General features: G+C 69.3%; 16 protein-coding genes and 1 tRNA gene. 11 read left to right on the forward strand and 6 right to left on the reverse strand.

Going from position 1 to position 18,714, the window contains the following annotated elements:
- Position 1: 1 nt before the first annotated feature.
- On the forward strand, positions 2–2,566 hold the full coding sequence (locus D0Z08_RS15120; protein ID WP_220454196.1) for a bifunctional FO biosynthesis protein CofGH: 2,565 nt from the start codon (positions 2–4) through the stop codon (positions 2,564–2,566).
- An 800-nt stretch (positions 2,567–3,366) separates the two neighbouring features.
- On the forward strand, positions 3,367–4,074 hold the full coding sequence (locus D0Z08_RS15135) for a histidine phosphatase family protein (RefSeq protein ID WP_182481321.1): 708 nt from the start codon (positions 3,367–3,369) through the stop codon (positions 4,072–4,074).
- A gap of 830 nt (positions 4,075–4,904) precedes the next feature.
- On the opposite strand, the gene D0Z08_RS15145 is transcribed toward D0Z08_RS15135, so the two are convergent.
- Entirely contained in the window at positions 4,905–5,087 is a 183-nt protein-coding gene (locus tag D0Z08_RS15145) for a helix-turn-helix transcriptional regulator (RefSeq protein WP_245993983.1), read from the reverse strand.
- A gap of 164 nt (positions 5,088–5,251) precedes the next feature.
- Between D0Z08_RS15145 and D0Z08_RS15150 the strand changes: the two genes are divergently transcribed.
- From D0Z08_RS15150 to D0Z08_RS15165, 4 genes are all read left to right on the forward strand, one after another.
- Positions 5,252–5,524 (forward strand): hypothetical protein, encoded by a 273-nt coding sequence (locus tag D0Z08_RS15150; RefSeq protein ID WP_118926082.1) that lies wholly within the window; start codon positions 5,252–5,254, stop codon positions 5,522–5,524.
- Positions 5,525–5,601: 77 nt separating this feature from the next.
- Positions 5,602–6,081: a hypothetical protein gene (locus D0Z08_RS31680; protein ID WP_147381436.1), complete on the forward strand. Its 480-nt coding sequence runs from the start codon at positions 5,602–5,604 to the stop codon at positions 6,079–6,081.
- Positions 6,082–6,363: 282 nt separating this feature from the next.
- A complete protein-coding gene (gene mobF / locus D0Z08_RS15160; protein ID WP_118926084.1) occupies positions 6,364–10,005 on the forward strand; it encodes a MobF family relaxase in 3,642 nt (1,213 codons plus the stop codon).
- A 215-nt stretch (positions 10,006–10,220) separates the two neighbouring features.
- A complete protein-coding gene (locus tag D0Z08_RS15165; RefSeq protein WP_118926085.1) occupies positions 10,221–10,415 on the forward strand; it encodes a hypothetical protein in 195 nt (64 codons plus the stop codon).
- 17 nt (positions 10,416–10,432) lie between these two features.
- Here D0Z08_RS15165 and D0Z08_RS15170 read toward each other — a convergent pair whose 3' ends face one another.
- On the reverse strand, positions 10,433–10,966 hold the full coding sequence (locus D0Z08_RS15170) for a helix-turn-helix domain-containing protein (RefSeq protein WP_182481322.1): 534 nt from the start codon (positions 10,964–10,966) through the stop codon (positions 10,433–10,435).
- 123 nt (positions 10,967–11,089) lie between these two features.
- On the opposite strand from D0Z08_RS15170, the gene D0Z08_RS15175 reads away from it, so the two are divergent.
- Positions 11,090–11,320 (forward strand): helix-turn-helix transcriptional regulator, encoded by a 231-nt coding sequence (locus D0Z08_RS15175; protein ID WP_118926087.1) that lies wholly within the window; start codon positions 11,090–11,092, stop codon positions 11,318–11,320.
- Between the two features lie 65 nt (positions 11,321–11,385).
- Positions 11,386–12,594 (forward strand): tyrosine-type recombinase/integrase, encoded by a 1,209-nt coding sequence (locus D0Z08_RS15180; RefSeq protein ID WP_118926088.1) that lies wholly within the window; start codon positions 11,386–11,388, stop codon positions 12,592–12,594.
- Positions 12,595–12,646: 52 nt separating this feature from the next.
- On the opposite strand, the gene D0Z08_RS15185 is transcribed toward D0Z08_RS15180, so the two are convergent.
- A tRNA-Asp gene (locus D0Z08_RS15185) sits at positions 12,647–12,723 on the reverse strand.
- A gap of 87 nt (positions 12,724–12,810) precedes the next feature.
- Here D0Z08_RS15185 and D0Z08_RS15190 point away from each other — a divergent pair.
- The 3 genes from D0Z08_RS15190 to D0Z08_RS15200 all read left to right on the forward strand — a co-directional run bounded on the left by D0Z08_RS15190 (position 12,811) and on the right by D0Z08_RS15200 (position 16,914).
- Positions 12,811–14,079 carry an RsbRD N-terminal domain-containing protein gene (locus D0Z08_RS15190; RefSeq protein ID WP_118926089.1) on the forward strand — a complete coding sequence of 423 codons (1,269 nt, stop codon included), beginning with the start codon at positions 12,811–12,813 and terminating at the stop codon, positions 14,077–14,079.
- 77 nt (positions 14,080–14,156) lie between these two features.
- Positions 14,157–16,166: a fatty acid desaturase gene (locus D0Z08_RS15195; RefSeq protein ID WP_118926090.1), complete on the forward strand. Its 2,010-nt coding sequence runs from the start codon at positions 14,157–14,159 to the stop codon at positions 16,164–16,166.
- Positions 16,150–16,914 (forward strand): methyltransferase family protein, encoded by a 765-nt coding sequence (locus D0Z08_RS15200; RefSeq protein ID WP_220454197.1) that lies wholly within the window; start codon positions 16,150–16,152, stop codon positions 16,912–16,914. Before D0Z08_RS15195 ends, D0Z08_RS15200 begins: the two co-directional genes overlap by 17 nt.
- Positions 16,915–16,917: 3 nt before the next feature.
- Here the strand turns inward: D0Z08_RS15200 and D0Z08_RS15205 are convergent, their stop codons facing one another.
- The 3 genes from D0Z08_RS15205 to D0Z08_RS15215 form a co-directional block, all read right to left on the reverse strand.
- Positions 16,918–17,286 (reverse strand): DUF1330 domain-containing protein, encoded by a 369-nt coding sequence (locus tag D0Z08_RS15205; RefSeq protein WP_118926091.1) that lies wholly within the window; start codon positions 17,284–17,286, stop codon positions 16,918–16,920.
- Positions 17,287–17,353: 67 nt separating this feature from the next.
- Positions 17,354–18,292, reverse strand: coding sequence for an MBL fold metallo-hydrolase (locus D0Z08_RS15210; protein ID WP_220454198.1), 939 nt, complete (start codon positions 18,290–18,292; stop codon positions 17,354–17,356).
- A complete protein-coding gene (locus D0Z08_RS15215) occupies positions 18,289–18,612 on the reverse strand; it encodes a winged helix-turn-helix transcriptional regulator (protein ID WP_118926092.1) in 324 nt (107 codons plus the stop codon). Before D0Z08_RS15215 ends, D0Z08_RS15210 begins: the two co-directional genes overlap by 4 nt.
- Between the last annotated feature and the right edge of the window lie 102 nt (positions 18,613–18,714).

The following is an 18,714-nucleotide window of genomic DNA, read 5'->3' on the forward strand; positions in this document are numbered from 1 at the left end:
GTTGGCCGCCCCCACCCCCCAGCAGGTCCGCCGCGCCCTGGCGCGCGCCGAACGAGGCGCCGCGCTCGATCTCGACGAGGCCACCGCCCTCCTGGCGGCGACCGGTGATGACCTGACCCGGCTCACCGCCGCCGCCGCCAAGGTGCGCGACGCAGGTCTGGTCGCTGCCGGCCGACCCGGCGTGCTGACCTACTCCCCCAAGGTCTTCATCCCGGTCACCCGACTGTGCCGCGACAAGTGCCACTACTGCACGTTTGTGGAGACCCCGAAGCAGGCCGCGCGCGACGGGCGGTCGCCGTACCTCTCGCCCGACGAGATCCTCGCCATCGCCCGCGACGGCGCGGCCCTCGGCTGCCTCGAGGCGCTGTTCACGCTCGGCGACCGTCCCGAGGACCGCTGGCCCGAGGCCCGGGCGTGGCTCGACGAGCAGGGCTACGACTCCACCCTCGCCTACATCCGGGCGATGGCGGTGCGGGTGCTGGAGGAGACCGGCCTGCTGCCCCACCTCAACCCCGGCGTCATGTCGTGGGAGGAGCTCAACCGGCTCAAGCCGGTCTCGCCGTCGATGGGGATGATGCTCGAGACCACCTCACGGCGGCTCTACGAGACCAAGGGCGAGGCGCACCACGGCTCGCCCGACAAGGATCCCGACGTCCGGCTGCGGGTGCTCGACGACGCCGGCCGGCTCTCGGTGCCGTTCACCACCGGCCTGTTGGTCGGCATCGGCGAGACCCTGGCCGAGCGGGCGGAGACGATCTTCGCGCTGCGTCGTACCTCTCGCGCCTTCGGTGCCGTCCAGGAGATCATCGTCCAGAACTTCCGGGCAAAGCCGGACACCGCGATGCGGCACGTCGACGACCTCGGCCTCGACGACTACCGCGCGGCGATCGCGGTCACCCGACTGGTCCTCGGCCCGAAGGCACGGGTCCAGGCGCCGCCCAACCTGGTCGACCTCACCGGGTGCCGGCTCCTCCTCGCCGCCGGCGTCGACGACTGGGGTGGCGTCTCGCCGCTGACGCCCGACCACGTCAACCCCGAGCGCCCCTGGCCCTCCCTCGACCGGCTCCGCGAGCTCACCGCCGAGTGCGGCTTCGAGCTGAGGGCCCGGCTCACGGTGCACCCGGAGTACGTCGTCGGCGCCCTCCAGCGCGGCGAGCCCTGGCTCGACCCCCGGGTCGCCGGCCACGTCGCCGCCCTCGCCGGAGACGACGGCCTCGCCCTCCCCGGCATCCGTCCCACCGGCCTCCCCTGGCAGGAGCCCGACGGCGGATTCGCTGAGTCATCCAGGGGGCACGGCCGCACCGACCTCCACACCGCCATCGACACCGAGGGCCGCACCGACGACCGCCGCAGCGACTTCGCCAGCGTCTACGGCGACTGGGACGCCGTCCGCGAGGCGGCCGGAAGCACCTCCGCGCCGCTGGTTGAGGTGCGAGGCGCGCCAGCGCCGAGCCTCGAAACCACCGGCGCTCAAGCGCTTCGAGCCGCCGAGAAAAACCCCGGCAACCTGTCCGACGAGCACGCGCTGACGTTGATGACGGCCGAGGGCGACCTGCTGCGCGAGGTGGTGCGGCTGGCCGACGACCTGCGCCGCGACACGGTCGGGGACGAGGTGACGTACGTCGTCAACCGCAACATCAACTTCACCAACGTCTGTTACGTCGGGTGCCGGTTCTGCGCGTTCGCCCAACGCAAGACCGACGCCGACGCCTACTCCCTGTCCTACGCCGAGGTGGCCGACCGCGCCCAGGAGGCCTGGGACCTCGGCGCCACCGAGGTGTGCATGCAGGGCGGCATCGACCCCGAGCTGCCGGCCACCGCGTACTTCGACCTGGTCGCCGCCGTCAAGCAGCGGGTGCCCGAGATGCACGTGCACGCCTTCTCCCCGATGGAGGTCGTCAACGGCACCGCCCGCACCGGCCTGTCGATCGAGGACTTCCTGATCAAGGCCCGCGAGGCCGGCCTCGGCTCACTGCCCGGCACCGCGGCCGAGATCCTCGACGACGAGGTCCGCTGGGTGCTCACCAAGGGCAAGCTCCCGGCCCGCACCTGGATCGAGATCGTCTCCACCGCGCACCGGCTCGGCATCCCGACGACCTCCACGATGATGTACGGCCACGTCGACAACCCCCGGCACTGGGTCAACCACCTCCGCGTCCTCAGCAAGGTCCAGGACCAGGCCCGCGAGAACAACAGCACCGGCTTCACCGAGTTCGTCCCACTGCCGTTCGTCCACACGTCCTCGCCGATCTACCTCGCCGGCGTCGCCCGGCCGGGCCCGACCCTGCGCGACAACCTCGCCGTCCACGCGATGGCCAGGATCCTGCTCCACGGCCGCATCTCGAACATCCAGACCAGCTGGGTCAAGCTCGGCGTCGACGGCACCCGCGCCATGCTCCAGGCCGGGTGCAACGACCTCGGCGGCACCCTGATGGAGGAGACCATCTCCCGGATGGCCGGCTCCGAGCACGGCTCCGCCAAGACCGTCCAGGAGCTCACCGAGATCGGCGCCGGCATCGGCCGCCCGGTCCGCGAGCGCACCACGACGTACGGCGAGGTTGTCTGATGCCTCGTACGGCGCATGCCCCTCGACACGTACGCCTGCTCATGCCGAGAAGGCCCCTCGCGTTGGCGAAGTCGCGCCTGTCGCGCGACGAGCCGACCCGGCGCACGGCGGCCGAGCTGTTGCTTGAGCGCACGCCCCAGATCGCTACGACGTGTCTCGATCCTGCACCAGGCTGCGTGCTGACATCCGACATCCGACATCACCGTCACCCAATGCGCGGGTGCGCTTGGTGCGGGCGTCCACGCGGACAAGACCCCAGACCTGAATGCGGCGCTTCGTTCCGCCATAAGCGAGCTGAAGAGCCGCGACCTCCAGGGTGGCGGTGGTCGTCCTCGTCGCGTCCCTTCCCCGGCTGCGCGCTGACTGGCTCCGTATCGCCTTGGCGGACGCGACCCGTTGCGCTGTACCTCGGCGTGTCGCGGACCACCACGGAACCGGTACGACATTTGTGTCGGTCCCGCCCACCCAGGACCTCGACCTCGACCGCATCACCGAGCGGTTGGTCACCTCTCACCGCGGCGGCAAGGACGTCGTCCGGCTCGCCTCTGGTCGAGACAGGCCGCTGTGATCCTCGTCGGCCGCGCGACTGACCGGCGGGGAGTCCTACCCTACGACGCGACGTGGCGGCGGAAGCAGAAAGCGGTGACCGCCGACATGGCCTCTCATGACGTCATCAACCGTCGGCGCGACACCCGCAGCGAGTTCACGTGGCGGCCCGTCGACGTCATTGCCCTAAGGCGGATCCTATCCGACGCCGATAGCGCGCCGAGTGTCCGGCTGAGCCAGCCGAAATCAACGCCGTGACTCATCCGGTCTACGTCGTCCGCCACGGCCAGTCGGAGTGGAACGTCCGCCGCCTGACGCAAGGACAGACCACTCATCCGGCGTTGACCGATATTGGGCGCTCGCAGGCGACCACCGCAGCGGGTCTGATCGCGGCGGATCTCGCCGGCCTCGGCGTCGCCGCCGAGCGCCTGATCAGCAGTGACCTGACCCGCGCCATGGAGACCGCGAAGGTCATCGGTCGCTGGCTGGAGTTGACCGTCGAGTCGGACCCGCGGCTGCGCGAGCAGCACCTGGGTGAGTTGGAGGGCCGCTCATACGAGGAGACATGGGCGGCAGCAGAGACCTTCGACTGGTCCGATCCAACGCAACCGATTGCGGGTGGCGAATCGCTGATGGACGTCTACGAGCGGATGGCTGCGGTCCTCGAGGAGGTCGATCCCACCAGCGTCACCGTCCTCGTCTCACACGGAGACGCGATCCGCGCCATGATCGCCTACCTCAACGGCGCCAAACCCCACAAGTCCAACTGGATCGACGTTCCCAATGGTGCTGTAGCGCGGGTGGACGGCGCGATCACCTGGCTCGGCACAGCACCGATTCGGCAACCTCACGCCGTCCCAGGGCAAGATCTGCTCATGCCTCGCGGCAACATGATCACGCTCGCGCCCCCGAGCTTCACCGGTGTCACCCTGGCCGGAACAGACCAGGCGATGCCGACCTGATCACCGTGGCCGGCTTCATCAAGGCGCTCCTCGCGGCGGACTGATCGTCACGGACCGGCTGGCGCCACGGCAGCTGCCCGCCGAGCTTGACCCGAGCGTCGACGTCATCGATGTCACCCGGGTGCCTCACAGCCGGCTCACTCCTGGACCAGATCAACCGCCTCCTCATCAAGCGCGCCCGCAAGGGCAAGAACGTGGTGACGCTGAAGGGAGGGAACGACAACGGCTTCGGTCGCGGCTTCGAGAACTGTTGGCAATCCAGGAGACTGGCTTGCCGGTCCGCGTCGTCGCCGGCCTCTTGTAGCCGATTTGCGCACCGGCGCTCGCCTGCATCTCGATGACCCATCGAGGTGTCGCGCACTAGTTCACTGTCGCCTCCGGATACCTCGGGCCCGACCACCGAACAGCCTGTTCAACTGGATCGCGCCGGCCCAAATGCGCGGGACTCGTGTTGTTGGTGGCGGTCCAGAGTGCCGCCGTACGCGGCCGCGCTGAGAGGCGGCGGCCAGGCACCCGACAGTGTCCCTCATCCCGCCCGGCGACTTCCGGAACCGCGAGTACCCCAGCTCGGCGCGGATGATCTGAACGGCGCGCGACCGGAGGTCGATCGGCGATAGACCGTCGTCACGAGGGTTGAGCACGTTGCCCTGGATGTCCAGTGACCTAGCCAGCCCACCCGATCCGAACCCGACTCGCCAGCCGTGACCGCCGCTCCATTTTCTCGCGACAGACCATGTGCTTCACACCTCGTGCGTCGACGGAGGAACCGTGGCCAGGGACTGGGGTGATGCGACCCGCGATCTACTCGTGGGAGTCGCGGCCACAATCTCTCAGACGATCCGACCGGTCTTCCGGGCCCACCGCTCGATGTCCGCGGATTCCCAGACCGGCCCGGCAGCGAGACGGGCGACCGGAGTCGGGAAGTCCTCGCGTTGGGCGAGCTGGCCCACCCTGGTCCGGCTCACGCCGAGAAGCTCGGCGACCTCCGCGGTGCCCATCAGGTGATGCGTCACGCCGAGAACCCTATGGGGTTGACATCATGAAGGACCGGCGCGAGACTCCGGAGAAAACGTCCCTTCACGATGTGAAGGGGCGGCCCCGGTCGGTGCGCGAACACCAAACCGGGGCCTTGGAACCGAGTGCACTGGAGGCACCCAGAACCATGCGCCCATCTTCTATGACCCGACGTGTCGCGGACCAGCCCACCCCGAACACCTCAATGTTGCCGGCGACGATCAGGGAGTACCGCCGACCGCGCACGCACCTGTTCCCACTCGAGGACTACCGCGCTGCCATCGCCATCGGCGGGACCGTCCGGTCCTGTTGCGGGATCCTCGAGACCGTCCCGCGAGGCGACCCCGCCGACGTCGAGGAGGCCGTCGACTCGCGCGCGGATGACTGCGCGACCTGTGCCGACCTGTGGCACGGTCGCCGATGGGTACGACTGTGACTGCCGGCGCCGGCCATCGACCTGGCCCACGGCCGCGGAACCGGGCGCTGTGCTGCGAGTGTGGACAGGTCAGGGCCGTGGCGCAGTCCTACCGCGGCAGAAAGCCCAAGGAGGTTCGAGCACCGGCCGCCGAGCTCGCTCCGTGGTGTACCTGGCTGCGGTGCGCGCACTGCGAAACGGTGACCCTGCATGCGGTGATCGCCGACACGTTGGCCCAGCAATGGCGCGTCGAAGGGTGCGACCGGGAGCGTAATAACCGGCTCACGGATCGGTGTCGTCGGCGGATCGAACGCCGGCTCAAGGCCCTGGTGGCCGAGGGCGTCACCGTCGTGGAGGTCACGACTTCCGGTGACATGCAGATCGATGATGCTCTGGTCGAGGTCGTCGAGTACGACGACGCCCGAGGCGTCCAAATCCGTATCTGCACCACGGCGAAGGGCGAGCAGCTGCTGCGTGGCCTGGAGGACGCCGAGGACGTCATCGACGAGCCAGCGAGGCTCGGCACCTGGCACGACACCACCGTGGGCCGTTGGCGCGGCCTCGCCCTGCGCGCCTGACGGCCCAGATGCCCGCGCATCGCCGGCGGTAGGTATAGGGAGACACATACCGATTCATACCGAGCCCTCCCCACCGCCCACTTCTCAGCCGCCTTCGTCCCCCGATTCATTGGACATCATCGGCTCTTACCGGCCGTTCAACTTTCTCTCCCGCCGCTCCGTCGACACGCTCCTACGCCCTCTCCAATCGTCGGCACGCATGCTACGAAGGTTCGTAGATGGGCCGCCCGACTCGGGTGGCCCACGAGTCATTTTCGGGCGACTTGTTGGACGTGATTGGTCATGCATGGTGGTGTCAAGGTCTACAACCGATCACCCGCCGCGGCGCGTGCCTATGTCGAGGCGGACCGGTCCCGGGTCGATGACTACTACCTGGCCGAGGGCAGCGGCGTGGCCCGCCGTTTTGGCGCCGCACCCGGCACGGGCGTGATCGATCTTGGGGTGCTGGACGGCGATGGGTACGAGCAGTGGGTCGCCGGCTTCGACCCGGTGACGGGGCAGGCGCGTGATCGGCGCCGCGAGAACGGCAACCCGGTGCGGTTCGTGGAGATCACGGTCAACGGGCCGAAGACCTGGTCCCTGGCGGCCGCACTGAACCCGGAGGTCTCGGCGGCCTACGACGCCGCCCAGGACCGGGCCGCGGAGCAGGTCATCGGCTGGGTGGCCGAGCATGCCACCACCCGGGCCGGGCAGCGCAACCGTCAGGTGCAGGTCCCGGTCGAGCGGCTTGAGGCGGTGACGGTGCGGCACTACACGTCTCGCGCCGGGGATCCGCACCGCCACCTGCACCTCCAGGTCAATGCGCGGGTGTTCGCCGTCGGACAGTGGCGAGGCCTGCACACGGTCGGGTTCCGCGACTACATCGAGGCGCTCAACGGCATCGGCCACGCCGCGGTGATGTGTGACCCGGAGTTTCGCGCCGCTCTGGCCGGCGCCGGGTTCACCCTCGACCCAGCGTCCGGCGAGATTCTCGAGCTGGCGCCCTTCGTGGGGGCGTTCAGTGAGCGGGCCGCGCAGATCGGCCGGAACATCGACCGGTACGAGGCCGAATGGCGCAGCGCGAACCCCGGACAGGAGCCCGGCCCGGCGATCCGTCGGTCGTGGGACCGGCGGGCGTGGAAGGACGCCCGCCCCGACAAGATCGCCCCCAAAGACGGCGCCGAACTGGTGGCAGCCTGGAACCAGCAGCTGACCGACCTCGGCTACCAGGACCCCCCACCACAGCCCGGGCTGCCGATCATCGTCGACGCACCGCGAGTGGGTGAGTTCGACAGGGCTGGCGCGGTGGAGACCATCGTGGTCGGTCTCGGTGCCCGGCGGTCGGCCTGGAACGCCGCCGACATCCGCGGCCACGCCGAGAAAGCGATCGCCGCGGCCGGGCTCGTCCTCGACCCAGGTGTGCGCACCGAGCTGGCCGAGGACATCACCGCCCGCGCCATCGAGGCGTGCGTGCCGCTCCTACGCCACCCCGACGTCCCCGAGCACATCCGGTCACTCACCTCACGCCACGTCCTGGAAACCGAGGCCGACATCGTGGCCCGGCTCGCGGACCGAGCCACCCTCCCCCCGACACCAGCGGTGTTCTCCCCCGACACCGGGACAGGGCTGGATGGGCATCAGCGCACCGCAGTCGCAGCGCTCGCCGGGGACGCGGAGCTGGTGGTGGTCGAGGGTGCGGCCGGGGCGGGGAAGACCACCACGCTCGCCGCCACCCAGACCGTGCTCGGTGAGCAGGGCCGGCGGATGCTGGTAGTGACCCCGACGTTGAAGGCCGCCCAGGTCGCGGCCCGCGAGGTCGGCACCGCCGGGTCGGTGGCCTGGCTGGTCCACCAACACGGCTACCGGTGGGACACCGACGGCCGCTGGACCCGCGTCGCCGCTGACCCGGCGCCCGACGCGATGCTCGGGCGTGGTGACCTGCTGCTCGTCGACGAAGCCGGGATGCTCGACCAAGACACCGCCCGCGCTCTCCTCACCCTCGCCGACGAGATGGGCGCCCGCCTCGCCCTCGTGGGTGACCGGCACCAGCTCCCCGCCGTCGGCCGCGGTGGCGTCCTCGACCTCGGCGCCCGCTGGGTCCCACCCCAAGCACACGTCGACCTCGACGTCGCCCACCGGTTCGCCGACCCCGAGTACGCCGCAATCAGCCTCGCCCTGCGCACCGGGTCCTCCACCTACACCCTCCCACCACCAGCCCCATGCCAAGCAGATGGTGAGCCCGTTGGTCAGCCGGTTGGTGAGCCCGTTGGTGAGCGGGATGGTGAGCCGACAGGAGAGGTGTGGGCAGCGTTGTGGCGCCGCGGCCAGGTCCAGATCTACCCCAGCGAGGCCGAACGCACCCAGGCGCTCGCCCAGCTTGCCGCCGACGCCATCGGGAGCCGAGACCGGCGCGCCCGCCAGATGTTGATGCTGGCCGACACCCGCGAACAGGCGGCCGCTCTCAACGGCGCGATCCGCGACCGGCTCGTCGCCGCCGGCCGTGTCGACGACACCCACGCGGTCGCCACCGACGCCGGGGAACGGGTCGGGGTCGGGGACCGGATCGCGACCCGGCGCAACGACCGCGACCTCGGGGTCACGAACCGCGACACCTGGACCATCACCGCCATCGGCCCCGACGGCAGCCTCGCCCTGCGGGGCCGACGCCCCACCGACCTGCGCACCGTCCCCGCGAGCTATGCGCGGGAGCATGTCGAGCTCGCCTACGCCACCACGGTGTACGGCGCCCAAGGCGAAACCACCCAAACCGGACACCTCGCGTTGGGCGAGCACACCTCAGCTGCTTCCGCCTACGTCGCGATGACCCGCGGCCGGGACGACAACATCGCCCACCTCGTCGCCGAAGACGAAGCCGACGCGCGCCACCAATGGGAGCAGGTCTTCGCCCGCGACCGGGCCGACCTCGGCCCCGCCGCAGCCGCCCAGCGGGCTATCGAGGACATCGAGCGATACGGCACCCAGCCACCCACCCGACCCCTCGACCAGGTGCTCGGCGACCTGTGGGCGGCATGGACCCGTCAGGCCGACCTCCACGAACAGCACCAGCGTCTGGCCGGCGAACGCGACGCCCTCGAGCACGTCGGCGCGATCCACGCCCGCTACACACCCGACCGAGAGCGTCTCCACAACGATGTGGCCGACGCCAGACGCAAGTGGCGCCAGGCACGCCAGCAGGTCGACGACCTCGACACCGCACTCAAGTCCGAAACAGCCGACCTCCAGACCCGGATCTGGACCGCCTGGCGCCAAGACCTCTCTGAGGCCCGGCATGCCGCCGACGTCGTCCGCGCCGGCGCCGGACGACTCGGCCAACACCGCCGGCAGGTCCGCGAAGCCAGCGCCGACCTGACCGGGTTCGCCGAACGTTGGCGACCTGCCGTCCCCGACCTCGCCACCGACCCCACGGAGCTCGCCGACCAGGTGAGGTGGCTGCACGGGCGGCGCGGCGACGACTCGATCAGCGCCTTCATTGCACGCACGGTCTCCGACGCCCACCCTGACGCCGACCACATCCGCGACGCCGAACGCAACGGCTACGCCGCGTACGACCGTGCCGAGCGGGCGCGCACCCAGCTCGACGAGGCGATGTACGCCGAGCTGCGCCCGTACGGGCGGGCAGCGCACACTCGCGACGCCACCGGTCGGCTCAGTGCCGTCGCAGAAGAACTGGCGGGCGTTGAACGCGAGCTGCGCACCGTATCCACCCGCCTCAACGCCCTCAACATCGAACCAAGCCTCCGGACGCTCCCGGACGGAGACCTCGACAACGAACACCAGCGGTGGGCCGACGACCGCGGCGCCCGGCAGAAGGCCGCCACCCGGGAAGCCAACGAACACCGACAGCGCCTGGAGAAGGCACAGCGGATCGAGCCGCCTCCTCCGAGCCCGAGCACGCCCGACCACGGCCGGGGCATCGGCCGCTGAAAACTGGCCTCACTGACCAGCGCCCGCAAACGATGTCCGATCCGGGCCGCAAGTTGTTGCCTTTCAAGCCATGGACAACCGCACACCCGGCGCAGCTTGGTGGGCGCCCGTGATCGCCAGATGAGCCGTCACACCCTTTGGTCAACAACAGGCGCTGTCCATTCGGCACCCGCGAATGCGCCTGAACGTCATACACGACCGACGAGGAGAAGCACATGAGCACCACACCGCACCACGACGACGACAACAACCACGACCGGCACCACGCCGACGACGAGAGGGCCGCCATCGAGGAAGCCGCCGCCCAGCTCCGCGTGCCGGTCGCCACCCTGCGGTACTGGCGAACCCACCGCAGGTTGCGGCGGACCCAACCTGGACGCCGTCCGGGCTCCGGTTCGACCGGAGTCTGACCGTGGGCTACGCGGCCTCAGGCGTCGAACACGCCATGGCCTCTGCCCGCCGACGCCGCCGCGACTGCAGGCTCCCAGGCCGCCCGGATCTTCTCCGGCAGCACGAGCTCGGACCAGGCAACCACCAACAGGGCTCCATCGACCCAGCGCATGATCATGTGCTGGTCGCCCTCCACGAGCAGATTCTCGTACAGGCCCCGACGATCCGTCCGGTCCCGCAGATCCCACTCGCCCTGCTCGGTGTGGCCGACCAGGTCGGGCATCCGGACGGTGTCGAAACACCCCGGCACCTCCACCCGCCACAGCCGGTCCGGATACCAGAACGCCTTCAGCCCCGGCAGGAAGTCGACCTCCCACACCACCGTCGTCACCATCCCCAAGTCCGCGCCGGCCGCCTGCATCAGCCGCTCCGCGACATCGAGCATCGGGACCTTCCGACGCCGCTCGTACATCGACACCGCCGACTGCGTTGTCCCGCCTCGCCGAGCCAGCTCCGCCTGCGTCAGACCAGCCCCGCGCCGCGCCACCTCGATGATCGTCGGTCGCTCCACACCACGATTATCGCCAGCCAGCGATATTTTGCCATCTGATTCGAGAGCCCTGCGCACCTACTCAACGCAGGAATTCCCTGCGCCCAACCCCCAACCATCGCGATCACCCCCAGGAGTTCACCGATGACCGCCCAGCCCATCAACCCCAACCCGCGCCGCAACGCCGGTGACGAGATGCTCACCCTCCACGAGGCCTGCGCCCTCCTGCGGGTTCCCGAAGGCACCCTGCGGTACTGGCGCCACCTCGGCTGCGGACCCCGCAGCTTCAAAGTCGGCCGCCACGTCCGCTACTGGCGAACCGACCTCATCCTCTGGCTCACCGAGCAGACCAACCGTCCACAAGGCCACCGATGAGGCCCGGTAGTCGTCGGCGGCCAGGCGCAAGATGGCAGCAGGCGACAGCAGGAAGGTGATCTGCCATGGCACATGTGCAGAAGCGGCAACGCATGAACAAGGACGGGACACCGGGCGCCGTGCTGTGGTGCCTGCGCTACGTCAATCCGGAGACCGGCAGGGAACGCACCGAGACATTCCGACTCAAGCGCGACGCCGAGCGGCGACTCACGGAGATCGAGGCGAGCAAGCTGACCGGCTCGTACGTCGACCCTCGGGCGGGGAAGGTCACAGTCGGGGTCTGGGCCGAGCGGTGGCTCGATGTGCAGGTGCAACTCAAGGCGACGACGCAGGCGCGGTATCGCAGCATCCTCGACGTCCATATCATTCCGCGCTGGGGAGAGACCGAGTTGGCGAAGGTCCGGCACTCCGACGTACAGAAGTGGGTCGCGGACCTCTCGTCCGAGCTGGCGCCGGCCACGGTTCGCAAGATCCACCGAGTGCTCTCCCAAGTACTCGGCTCGGCGGTGAAGGACGGCAGGCTGGTGCGCAACGTCGCCGAGGGCATCGCACTCCCACGCGTCCGATCGAAGGAGCGCCTCTACCTCACCCACGAGCAGGTGTCCGACCTCGCCGATGCCTGCGCGGCCGTCCCGGTGAGCAAGTACGCCTCAACGACGGAGGCGGATCGAGGTGCGTACCGGCTGCTCGTCCTGTTCCTCGCCTACACCGGCTTGCGGTGGGGGGAACTCGCTGGGCTGCGCGTCGGGCGACTGGACCTGATGCGGCGTCGGGCGTCGATCGTCGAGACGTACGTCGTCGTTGATGGCCATGTCGTGCCAAGCGATCCGAAGAACCACGAGCGTCGGGAGGTTCCGATGCCACGGTTCCTCATCGACGAGCTGGCTGCCCACGTCGCCGGGAAAGCCCCCGATGCGCTCGTCTTCGGCGGCGAGAAGGCCGGTACTCCGATGAGATCGCGCACCTTCCAACGCGCAGTATTCGACGAGGCATCCGCGGCGGTCGGTCTCGACGGTCTCACTCCGCATGCGCTCCGGCACACCGCGGCCTCGCTGGCGATCGCCGCCGGAGCCGACGTCAAGGTCGTTCAGCAGATGCTCGGACACAAGTCGGCCACAATGACGCTCGACCTCTACGGGCATCTGTTCCCCGACCGTCTCGACACGGTTGCTGACGCGATGGACGCGGCTCGCACGGTCGCGCTGAACGTGGCAGCCGAAGCTGGGACGGGACGCAGACGGGACACGGCCGCTGTTGTGCCACTCCGGCGGTGAAAGCAAAAGGCCCCTGGCTCTGCGTTTCCGCAGGCCAGAGGCCGTTCACTACTGGCGACCCCGACGGGACTCGAACCCGCGGCCTCCGCCGTGACAGGGCGGCGCGCTAACCAACTGCGCTACGGGGCCTTGTGAAGCGGTGGAACTCTAACCCATGGCGTCCGGCCGATCCCAATCGAGGGGCCCGGTCGAGGTGGCGCTCGATAGTCTCCCGGCATGGGTGCGAGTGCGGGTGGGTCGGCAGACCTTCCTGAGCCCGTCGTGATCGAGCTGCGCCGCACTGCCGCCGAGCTGTTGGGGGACGTGTCGTCGTACGCCGATGACATGCTCGACTACATCCTCGAACGTATCCCGGAGGCCGCTGCCGATGACGATCTCCGCGGGCTGACGCTCGGGTCGTGCTCGTCGAACCTCGAGGCCGCGCTGTCGATGGTCCGGCACGGTATCGACGCGAGCGCCGCGACGGCGCCGGTCACGGCCCTCGAGCACGCACGGGCCATGGCGGCCCGCGGCTACAGCGTCGACGTGATGCTGCGCTTCTACCGGATCGGTCACGCCTACTTCACCGCCCGCATCCTCGCCGGGATCACCGACGTGGTGCCCGACCCGGCCCTCGCCCTCGCCGTGGTGACCGACCTGCAGCGCTTCGCCTTCGCTTACGCCGACCGCATCTCCAGCGAGGTCGCCGCCGAGTACGTCGCCGAGCTCGACCGCATCCAGAACCGGGTCCGCGCGGCCCGGACCGATGCGGTCCGCGGGTTGATCGCCGGGGACAAGATCGACCTCGGGCGAGCCGAGCGCACGTTGTCGCACCGGCTGACCGGGTGGCAGACCGCGTTCGTCTGCTGGACCGATGGCGACGACGCCGACCTCGCACGGGTCGGCGCGGCGGTCGGTGCGCACTTCGGTTCGCCTCCTCCCCTGCTCGTCCCGGACGGCGCCCACGCGCTGTGGGGCTGGGTCTCCACCACGCGAGCGCCCGAGGTGGCGCCTGAGGACCTCGCGCCCTTGGCCGAGCAGGTCCCTACCAACGTCCGGATCTCTCTCGGCACGCCGGCGCAGGGCCCCGGCGGCTTCCGCGACTCCCACGCCCAGGCGCAGCGCGGCCGTCGGATCATCGAGCTCTCCGGCCGGGCAGCTCCGGTGACGTCGTACGCCGAGGTTGCGCTCGTGGACACGATGAGCGGCGACCTGGACCTGGCCCGCGCGTTCGTCGCGACGGAGCTCGGTGCCCTGGCAGTCAAGGGACGCCGGGAGGACGAGGAACGACGGGCACTGCTGGCGGTGCTCGCCGCACAGGGAGGGCTGGCCGCCGCAGCCGAGGCCCTGGGGGTGCACCGCAACACCGTGCTGCAGCGCATGCGCCGGGCAGAGGAACGGCGGGGACGCCCCGCCACGGAGCGGGTCGTCGAGCTTCACGCCGCGCTGCGGCTGGCCCAGGTGCTCGGTCCGGCGGTGCTCACCACGGAGCCCGGCGCTACCTGACCGGCATGTGCTGCGCGCACACGCGCGTGGGCTCGGACCCCCTAGCACCGGTGGCTCGCGGTTCATAGGTTGCGGGCATGTCAGCAATCACCGAGCAACCCGCGCCCGCAGCCTCGCGCCACGCGCTTCCTGACCCCGGCGTCGGGGTTTCGGCGATCTCGTGGCCCATCGTCGGCATCTTCTCCGGCGCTCTCGCCGTCTTCGCGTTCTCCACGTGGGCAGCGCTGGCCGATCGGCTTCCCGCCCCGGCGACGGTCCTGCTCAGCGCGTCCGCGATCTTCGTGCTGTTCACCGTGCTGCACGACGCCGCCCACTACTCGGTGAGCACCCACCGCTGGGTCAACGTGGCCTTCGGCCGGGTCGCGATGCTCTTCGTCTCGCCGCTGATCTCGTTCAAGTCGTTCGCGTTCATCCACATCGAGCACCACCGCAACACCAACGACGACGCGAACGACCCCGACCACTTCGTCAGCGGCGCCCCCTGGTGGCAGCTTCCCGTCCGGTTCCCGCTGATGGACGTGCCGTACCTGGCCTTCCTGGTGCGCAACGTGAGGCGTCGTCCCCGGGCCGAGGTGCTGGAGACGGTCTTCCTGATGGGCACGACCGTCTCGGTGATCGTCGCCTCGGCGTTCACCGGACATTTCTGGACGCTGGCGGTCCTGTACCTGATCCCCGCGCGGGTCGCCATGTTCGTCCTGGCCTGGTGGTTCGACTGGCTGCCGCACCACGACCTCGAGGACACCCAGCAGGAGAACCGCTACCGCGCCACCCGCAACCGCGTCGGCTCCGAATGGATCCTCACGCCCCTGCTTCTCTCGCAGAACTACCACCTCGTCCACCACCTGCACCCCTCGATCCCGTTCCACCGCTACGTCGCGGCCTGGCGGCGCAACGAGGAGGCCTACCTCGAGCGCGACGCTGCGATCGGCACCGTCTTCGGCCAGCAGCTCGACACCGATGAGTACCGCGAGTGGAAGAGGCTGAACGGCAAGCTGGCCCGGCTTCTCCCCGTGCGGATGCCGAAGCGGTCCTCCGCCCGTGCCGCGGTGTTCCACCCGGTCCGGGTCACCAGCGTCGACCGGCTGACCGAGGACAGCGTGCTGATCCGCTTCGAGGTGCCCGACGACCTGCGGGACGAGTTCTCCTTCGAGCCCGGTCAGCACGTCACCGTCCGCACCGACCTCGGGGGCGAGGGCGTACGGCGCAACTACTCGATCTGCTCCCCGGCCACCTCCGACACGCTCGCCATCGCCGTCAAGCACATCCCCGGCGGTGCCTTCTCCACCTTCGCGATGGAACAGCTCCAGGCCGGCGACACCCTCGACCTGATGACGCCGACCGGTTCGTTCGGCACACCGCTCGACCCGCTGGGCAGGAAGAACTACGTGGCGATCGCCGCCGGCAGCGGCATCACCCCGGTGCTCTCGATCCTACAGACGACACTTGCCGTCGAGACCGAGAGTCGCTTCACCCTGGTCTACGGCAACCGGGACGCCGACAGCACGATGTTCCGCGACGAGCTGGACGAGCTCGAGGCGCGCTACGCCGACCGGCTCCGGATCATCCATGTGCGCTCGCGCGACCCACGACACCCGGCACAGCTCCGCGGTCGCGTCGACCGCCCGAAGCTCGAGGAATGGCTCGGCTCCGACCTGGCCGCGGCCTCGGTGGACGAGTGGTTCCTGTGCGGACCGGTCGAGATGGTGACCGACCTGCGCGACCTGCTCCTCGAGCGCGGCACCGAGCCGGACCAGGTCCACGTGGAGCTCTTCCACGGCTACCAGAAGCCCAAGGTCGCCGACGACTTCTCCCCGGCGACGGTCGGGGTCAACCTGCGCGGCCGTGAGCACCAGGTCTCGCTGGCAGCCGGCGACACCGTCCTCGAGTCCGCGCTGAAAGCCGGGCTGGAGGCGCCGTACGCGTGCCTCGGCGGGGCCTGCGGCACCTGCAAGGCGAAGGTGCTGCTGGGCTCGGTCGCGATGGAGCAGAACTTCGCCCTGTCGCCGGCCGTCGTGGAAGCCGGCTACGTGCTCACCTGCCAGTCGCACCCGACCAGCGACGAGGTCCACGTTGACTACGACGCCTGACCTGCACGGAACGGGAGCGGCGCGACCGGTGCCGGGGTACGCCCGATTCGTCCGTGGGTTGCAGCAGCGCTTCGTCATCGACATGCCGGGCGGACCACGCATCGTCACCTTCGCGACCGTGATCAACCTCCAGAAGTGCTTGATGTTCGCCTACCTGGGTGCACTCATGTGGCTGTACGAAGGTCACACGCCGGCTGCCACGAGTACTGCGGCGTGGATCTACCTGGCCTTGCACGGCTCGTACGGCCTGGTCTGGTACCTCAAGGACAAGGCGTTCCCCGACCCCGGGTGGCAACATCGGCTCACCTTGCCGGGCGCCGCGAACGCGATCCTTGCGATCCTCGGTTGGTATTGGCTGTTCGGCTGGCTGCTGATCTCCGGCCGCGGAGGCGACTATCCGATCGATGACAACCCGTGGTTCGCGGTGTGCATCACGCTCGTCGTGCTCGGCTCAGTGGTGATGATCGCGGCCGACGCGCAGAAGTTCTACACGCTGCGCATCCAGCGCGGCCTCATCACCGACGGCACGTTCCGCTTCGTGCGCCATCCGAACTACACCGGCGAGATGATGATCTACCTCGGCTTCGCCCTGATGGTCTGGCACTGGCTGCCGTTCGTGGTGTTGGCCTGGGTGTGGGGCGGCCTCTTCACGGCGAACATGCTGGCCAAAGAGGCGAGCATGAGCCGGTATCCCGAGTGGGCGCCCTACAAAGCGCGCTCGCGTTGGGTGATCCCCTACGTCTTGTAGTGGTCAGCGCTGGAGCATCCCCAGCACTTCGTCGAGGGTCAGGCCGGGGTCGGTCAGATCAAGCCCGTCGAACAGCTGCCAGATGTAGGACGACGAGCCGTGGACCCGGAGCGGGTGCAAGTCGGCCAGGGCAGGATCGTCCCGGAAGCTGTCGAACGCTGCTTGGGATTCCCATTCGACGAGGATGAGGATCTGGCGGGGGGTCAGGTCGCCGGTCACGTTGGCTCGGAAACGGCCGAGTGCGATCGGGCGGCCGCCGTGTGCCGGAATCTCAACGGGCAGACGGCTGAAGTAGCTCAGGTACTTCTCGTCATCTTCCAAGTCGAAGAGATTGAGTGCGTAGACCTTCCCCCCGCGCGCGTTCTCGCTCATCCCATATCTCCTTTGGTTGAAGGCTCCTCAGACCGCACTGATCCGGAGCGGTTTGCAAACTTGGGTGTCAGGCGTGGCAGGTCAGCGGCATGCCGCCGTTGTAGGTGACCATGTCCTCGAGAGTGGCGGCTGCGTCGAGCGGCGCTCCCCAGGGCGCACCGCGCTCCTCCGCATACGCGCGATGGAGGTTGCCGACGATCCGCTCGCGGTCGAGCAGGTCCGCGAACTCTCCGAGGTCGGTGTCCAGCGCCGCTTCCAGTGGCGAGACGCCGGCCGCGACCCCCCGCGCTGCGACATCCTGCACGAACCGGAGGTAGGACGTAACGTCCCCGATGACGTCCGGACCGCAGACCGGCCCGTGCCCGGGGACAACGACCTCGGCACCGAGGCGTTCCACAGCAGCCAGGGTCTCGAGCATGCCGCCGACCGACCCCTGGACCACGAACGGCGTCACCCCGTTGAACAGGAGATCCCCGCTGAAGAGGACCTTGCGCTCGGGCAGCCACACCACTGCGTCGTTGTCGGTGTGGGCCGGCAGTCCCAGGTGCTTGACCTCGCACCTCAGCTCGTCGACGTAGACGGTGACGGACTCGTCGAAGGTGAGGAACGGCGGCGCGAGCTCGACGTCACCCCACTCCACGTCGGTCCAGTACGGCGCAGAGCGCGGCAGGCCCCAGGCCTGGATCGCGGCCCGTGAGCGCTCCTGGCCGACGATCGTCGCCGACGAGAACAGGTAGTTCCCGAACGTGTGGTCCCCGTGGTGGTGGGTGTTGATCAGCGTGCGCACAGGCTGGTCGCTGACCGCCGCGATCGTCTCCAGGTAGGCCCTCGTGCGCGCCTCCGTGGAGGAGGCGTCCACGCTCACCACGCCCCGCGACCCCACCAGGAAACCGGTGTTGTTGATCCACCAGCTGCCATCGGGCTGGACGTAGGCGTAGACGCCCTCGCTCACCTCGACGGCCTGGCCGAGGCCAACTCGCCCAGAGTCCTGTAATGACACGCTCACCTCACCTCCTGCGGGTGGATGTTCCCGGTCGTGTGACCGCGCCAACGCTGCGCCCACTCCGTCATCTCCTCTACGACCGGCAGGAGGTCGCGGCCCTTTCTAGTGAGCCGGTACTCGTAACGGTCAGGACGGCTCTGGTACTGCTGGCGCACAAAGATCTCTTCGGCCGTCAACTCCTTCAACCGCTCCGCCAGAACCTGGCGCGAGATGCCGAGCTCGGCCTGAAAGTCGTCGAACCTGCAGACGCCGAGCAGCGATTGCGCGACCAACTCCAGGTCCCACGGACTACGGAAGAGATTCACTCGCGCTCGCGCGGCCATGAGTCGAAGCGTCGACGTGGTACGGGTCGCAGACAAGCCCTCACTCGCATTGAGGCGTTTCCGTACCAGTGCGCGGCACGCGCGTTCTATTGGCGGCGGAAC

It is taken from the genome of Nocardioides immobilis (genome assembly GCF_003515065.1).
Taxonomy (GTDB): domain Bacteria; phylum Actinomycetota; class Actinomycetes; order Propionibacteriales; family Nocardioidaceae; genus Nocardioides; species Nocardioides immobilis.

What these genes read in the sequence shown, in the direction of transcription:
- D0Z08_RS15205 (WP_118926091.1), bottom strand. Translation starts at nt 17,286, where the DNA reads ATGAGCGAGAACGCGCGCGGGGGGAAGGTCTACGCACTCAATCTCTTC.
- D0Z08_RS15175 (WP_118926087.1), top strand. Translation starts at nt 11,090, where the DNA reads ATGACCGCCCAGCCCATCAACCCCAACCCGCGCCGCAACGCCGGTGAC.
- D0Z08_RS15195 (WP_118926090.1), top strand. Translation starts at nt 14,157, where the DNA reads ATGTCAGCAATCACCGAGCAACCCGCGCCCGCAGCCTCGCGCCACGCG.
- mobF (WP_118926084.1), top strand. Translation starts at nt 6,364, where the DNA reads ATGCATGGTGGTGTCAAGGTCTACAACCGATCACCCGCCGCGGCGCGT.
- D0Z08_RS15180 (WP_118926088.1), top strand. Translation starts at nt 11,386, where the DNA reads ATGGCACATGTGCAGAAGCGGCAACGCATGAACAAGGACGGGACACCG.
- D0Z08_RS15150 (WP_118926082.1), top strand. Translation starts at nt 5,252, where the DNA reads ATGACCCGACGTGTCGCGGACCAGCCCACCCCGAACACCTCAATGTTG.
- D0Z08_RS15165 (WP_118926085.1), top strand. Translation starts at nt 10,221, where the DNA reads ATGAGCACCACACCGCACCACGACGACGACAACAACCACGACCGGCAC.
- D0Z08_RS15215 (WP_118926092.1), bottom strand. Translation starts at nt 18,612, where the DNA reads ATGGCCGCGCGAGCGCGAGTGAATCTCTTCCGTAGTCCGTGGGACCTG.
- D0Z08_RS15190 (WP_118926089.1), top strand. Translation starts at nt 12,811, where the DNA reads ATGGGTGCGAGTGCGGGTGGGTCGGCAGACCTTCCTGAGCCCGTCGTG.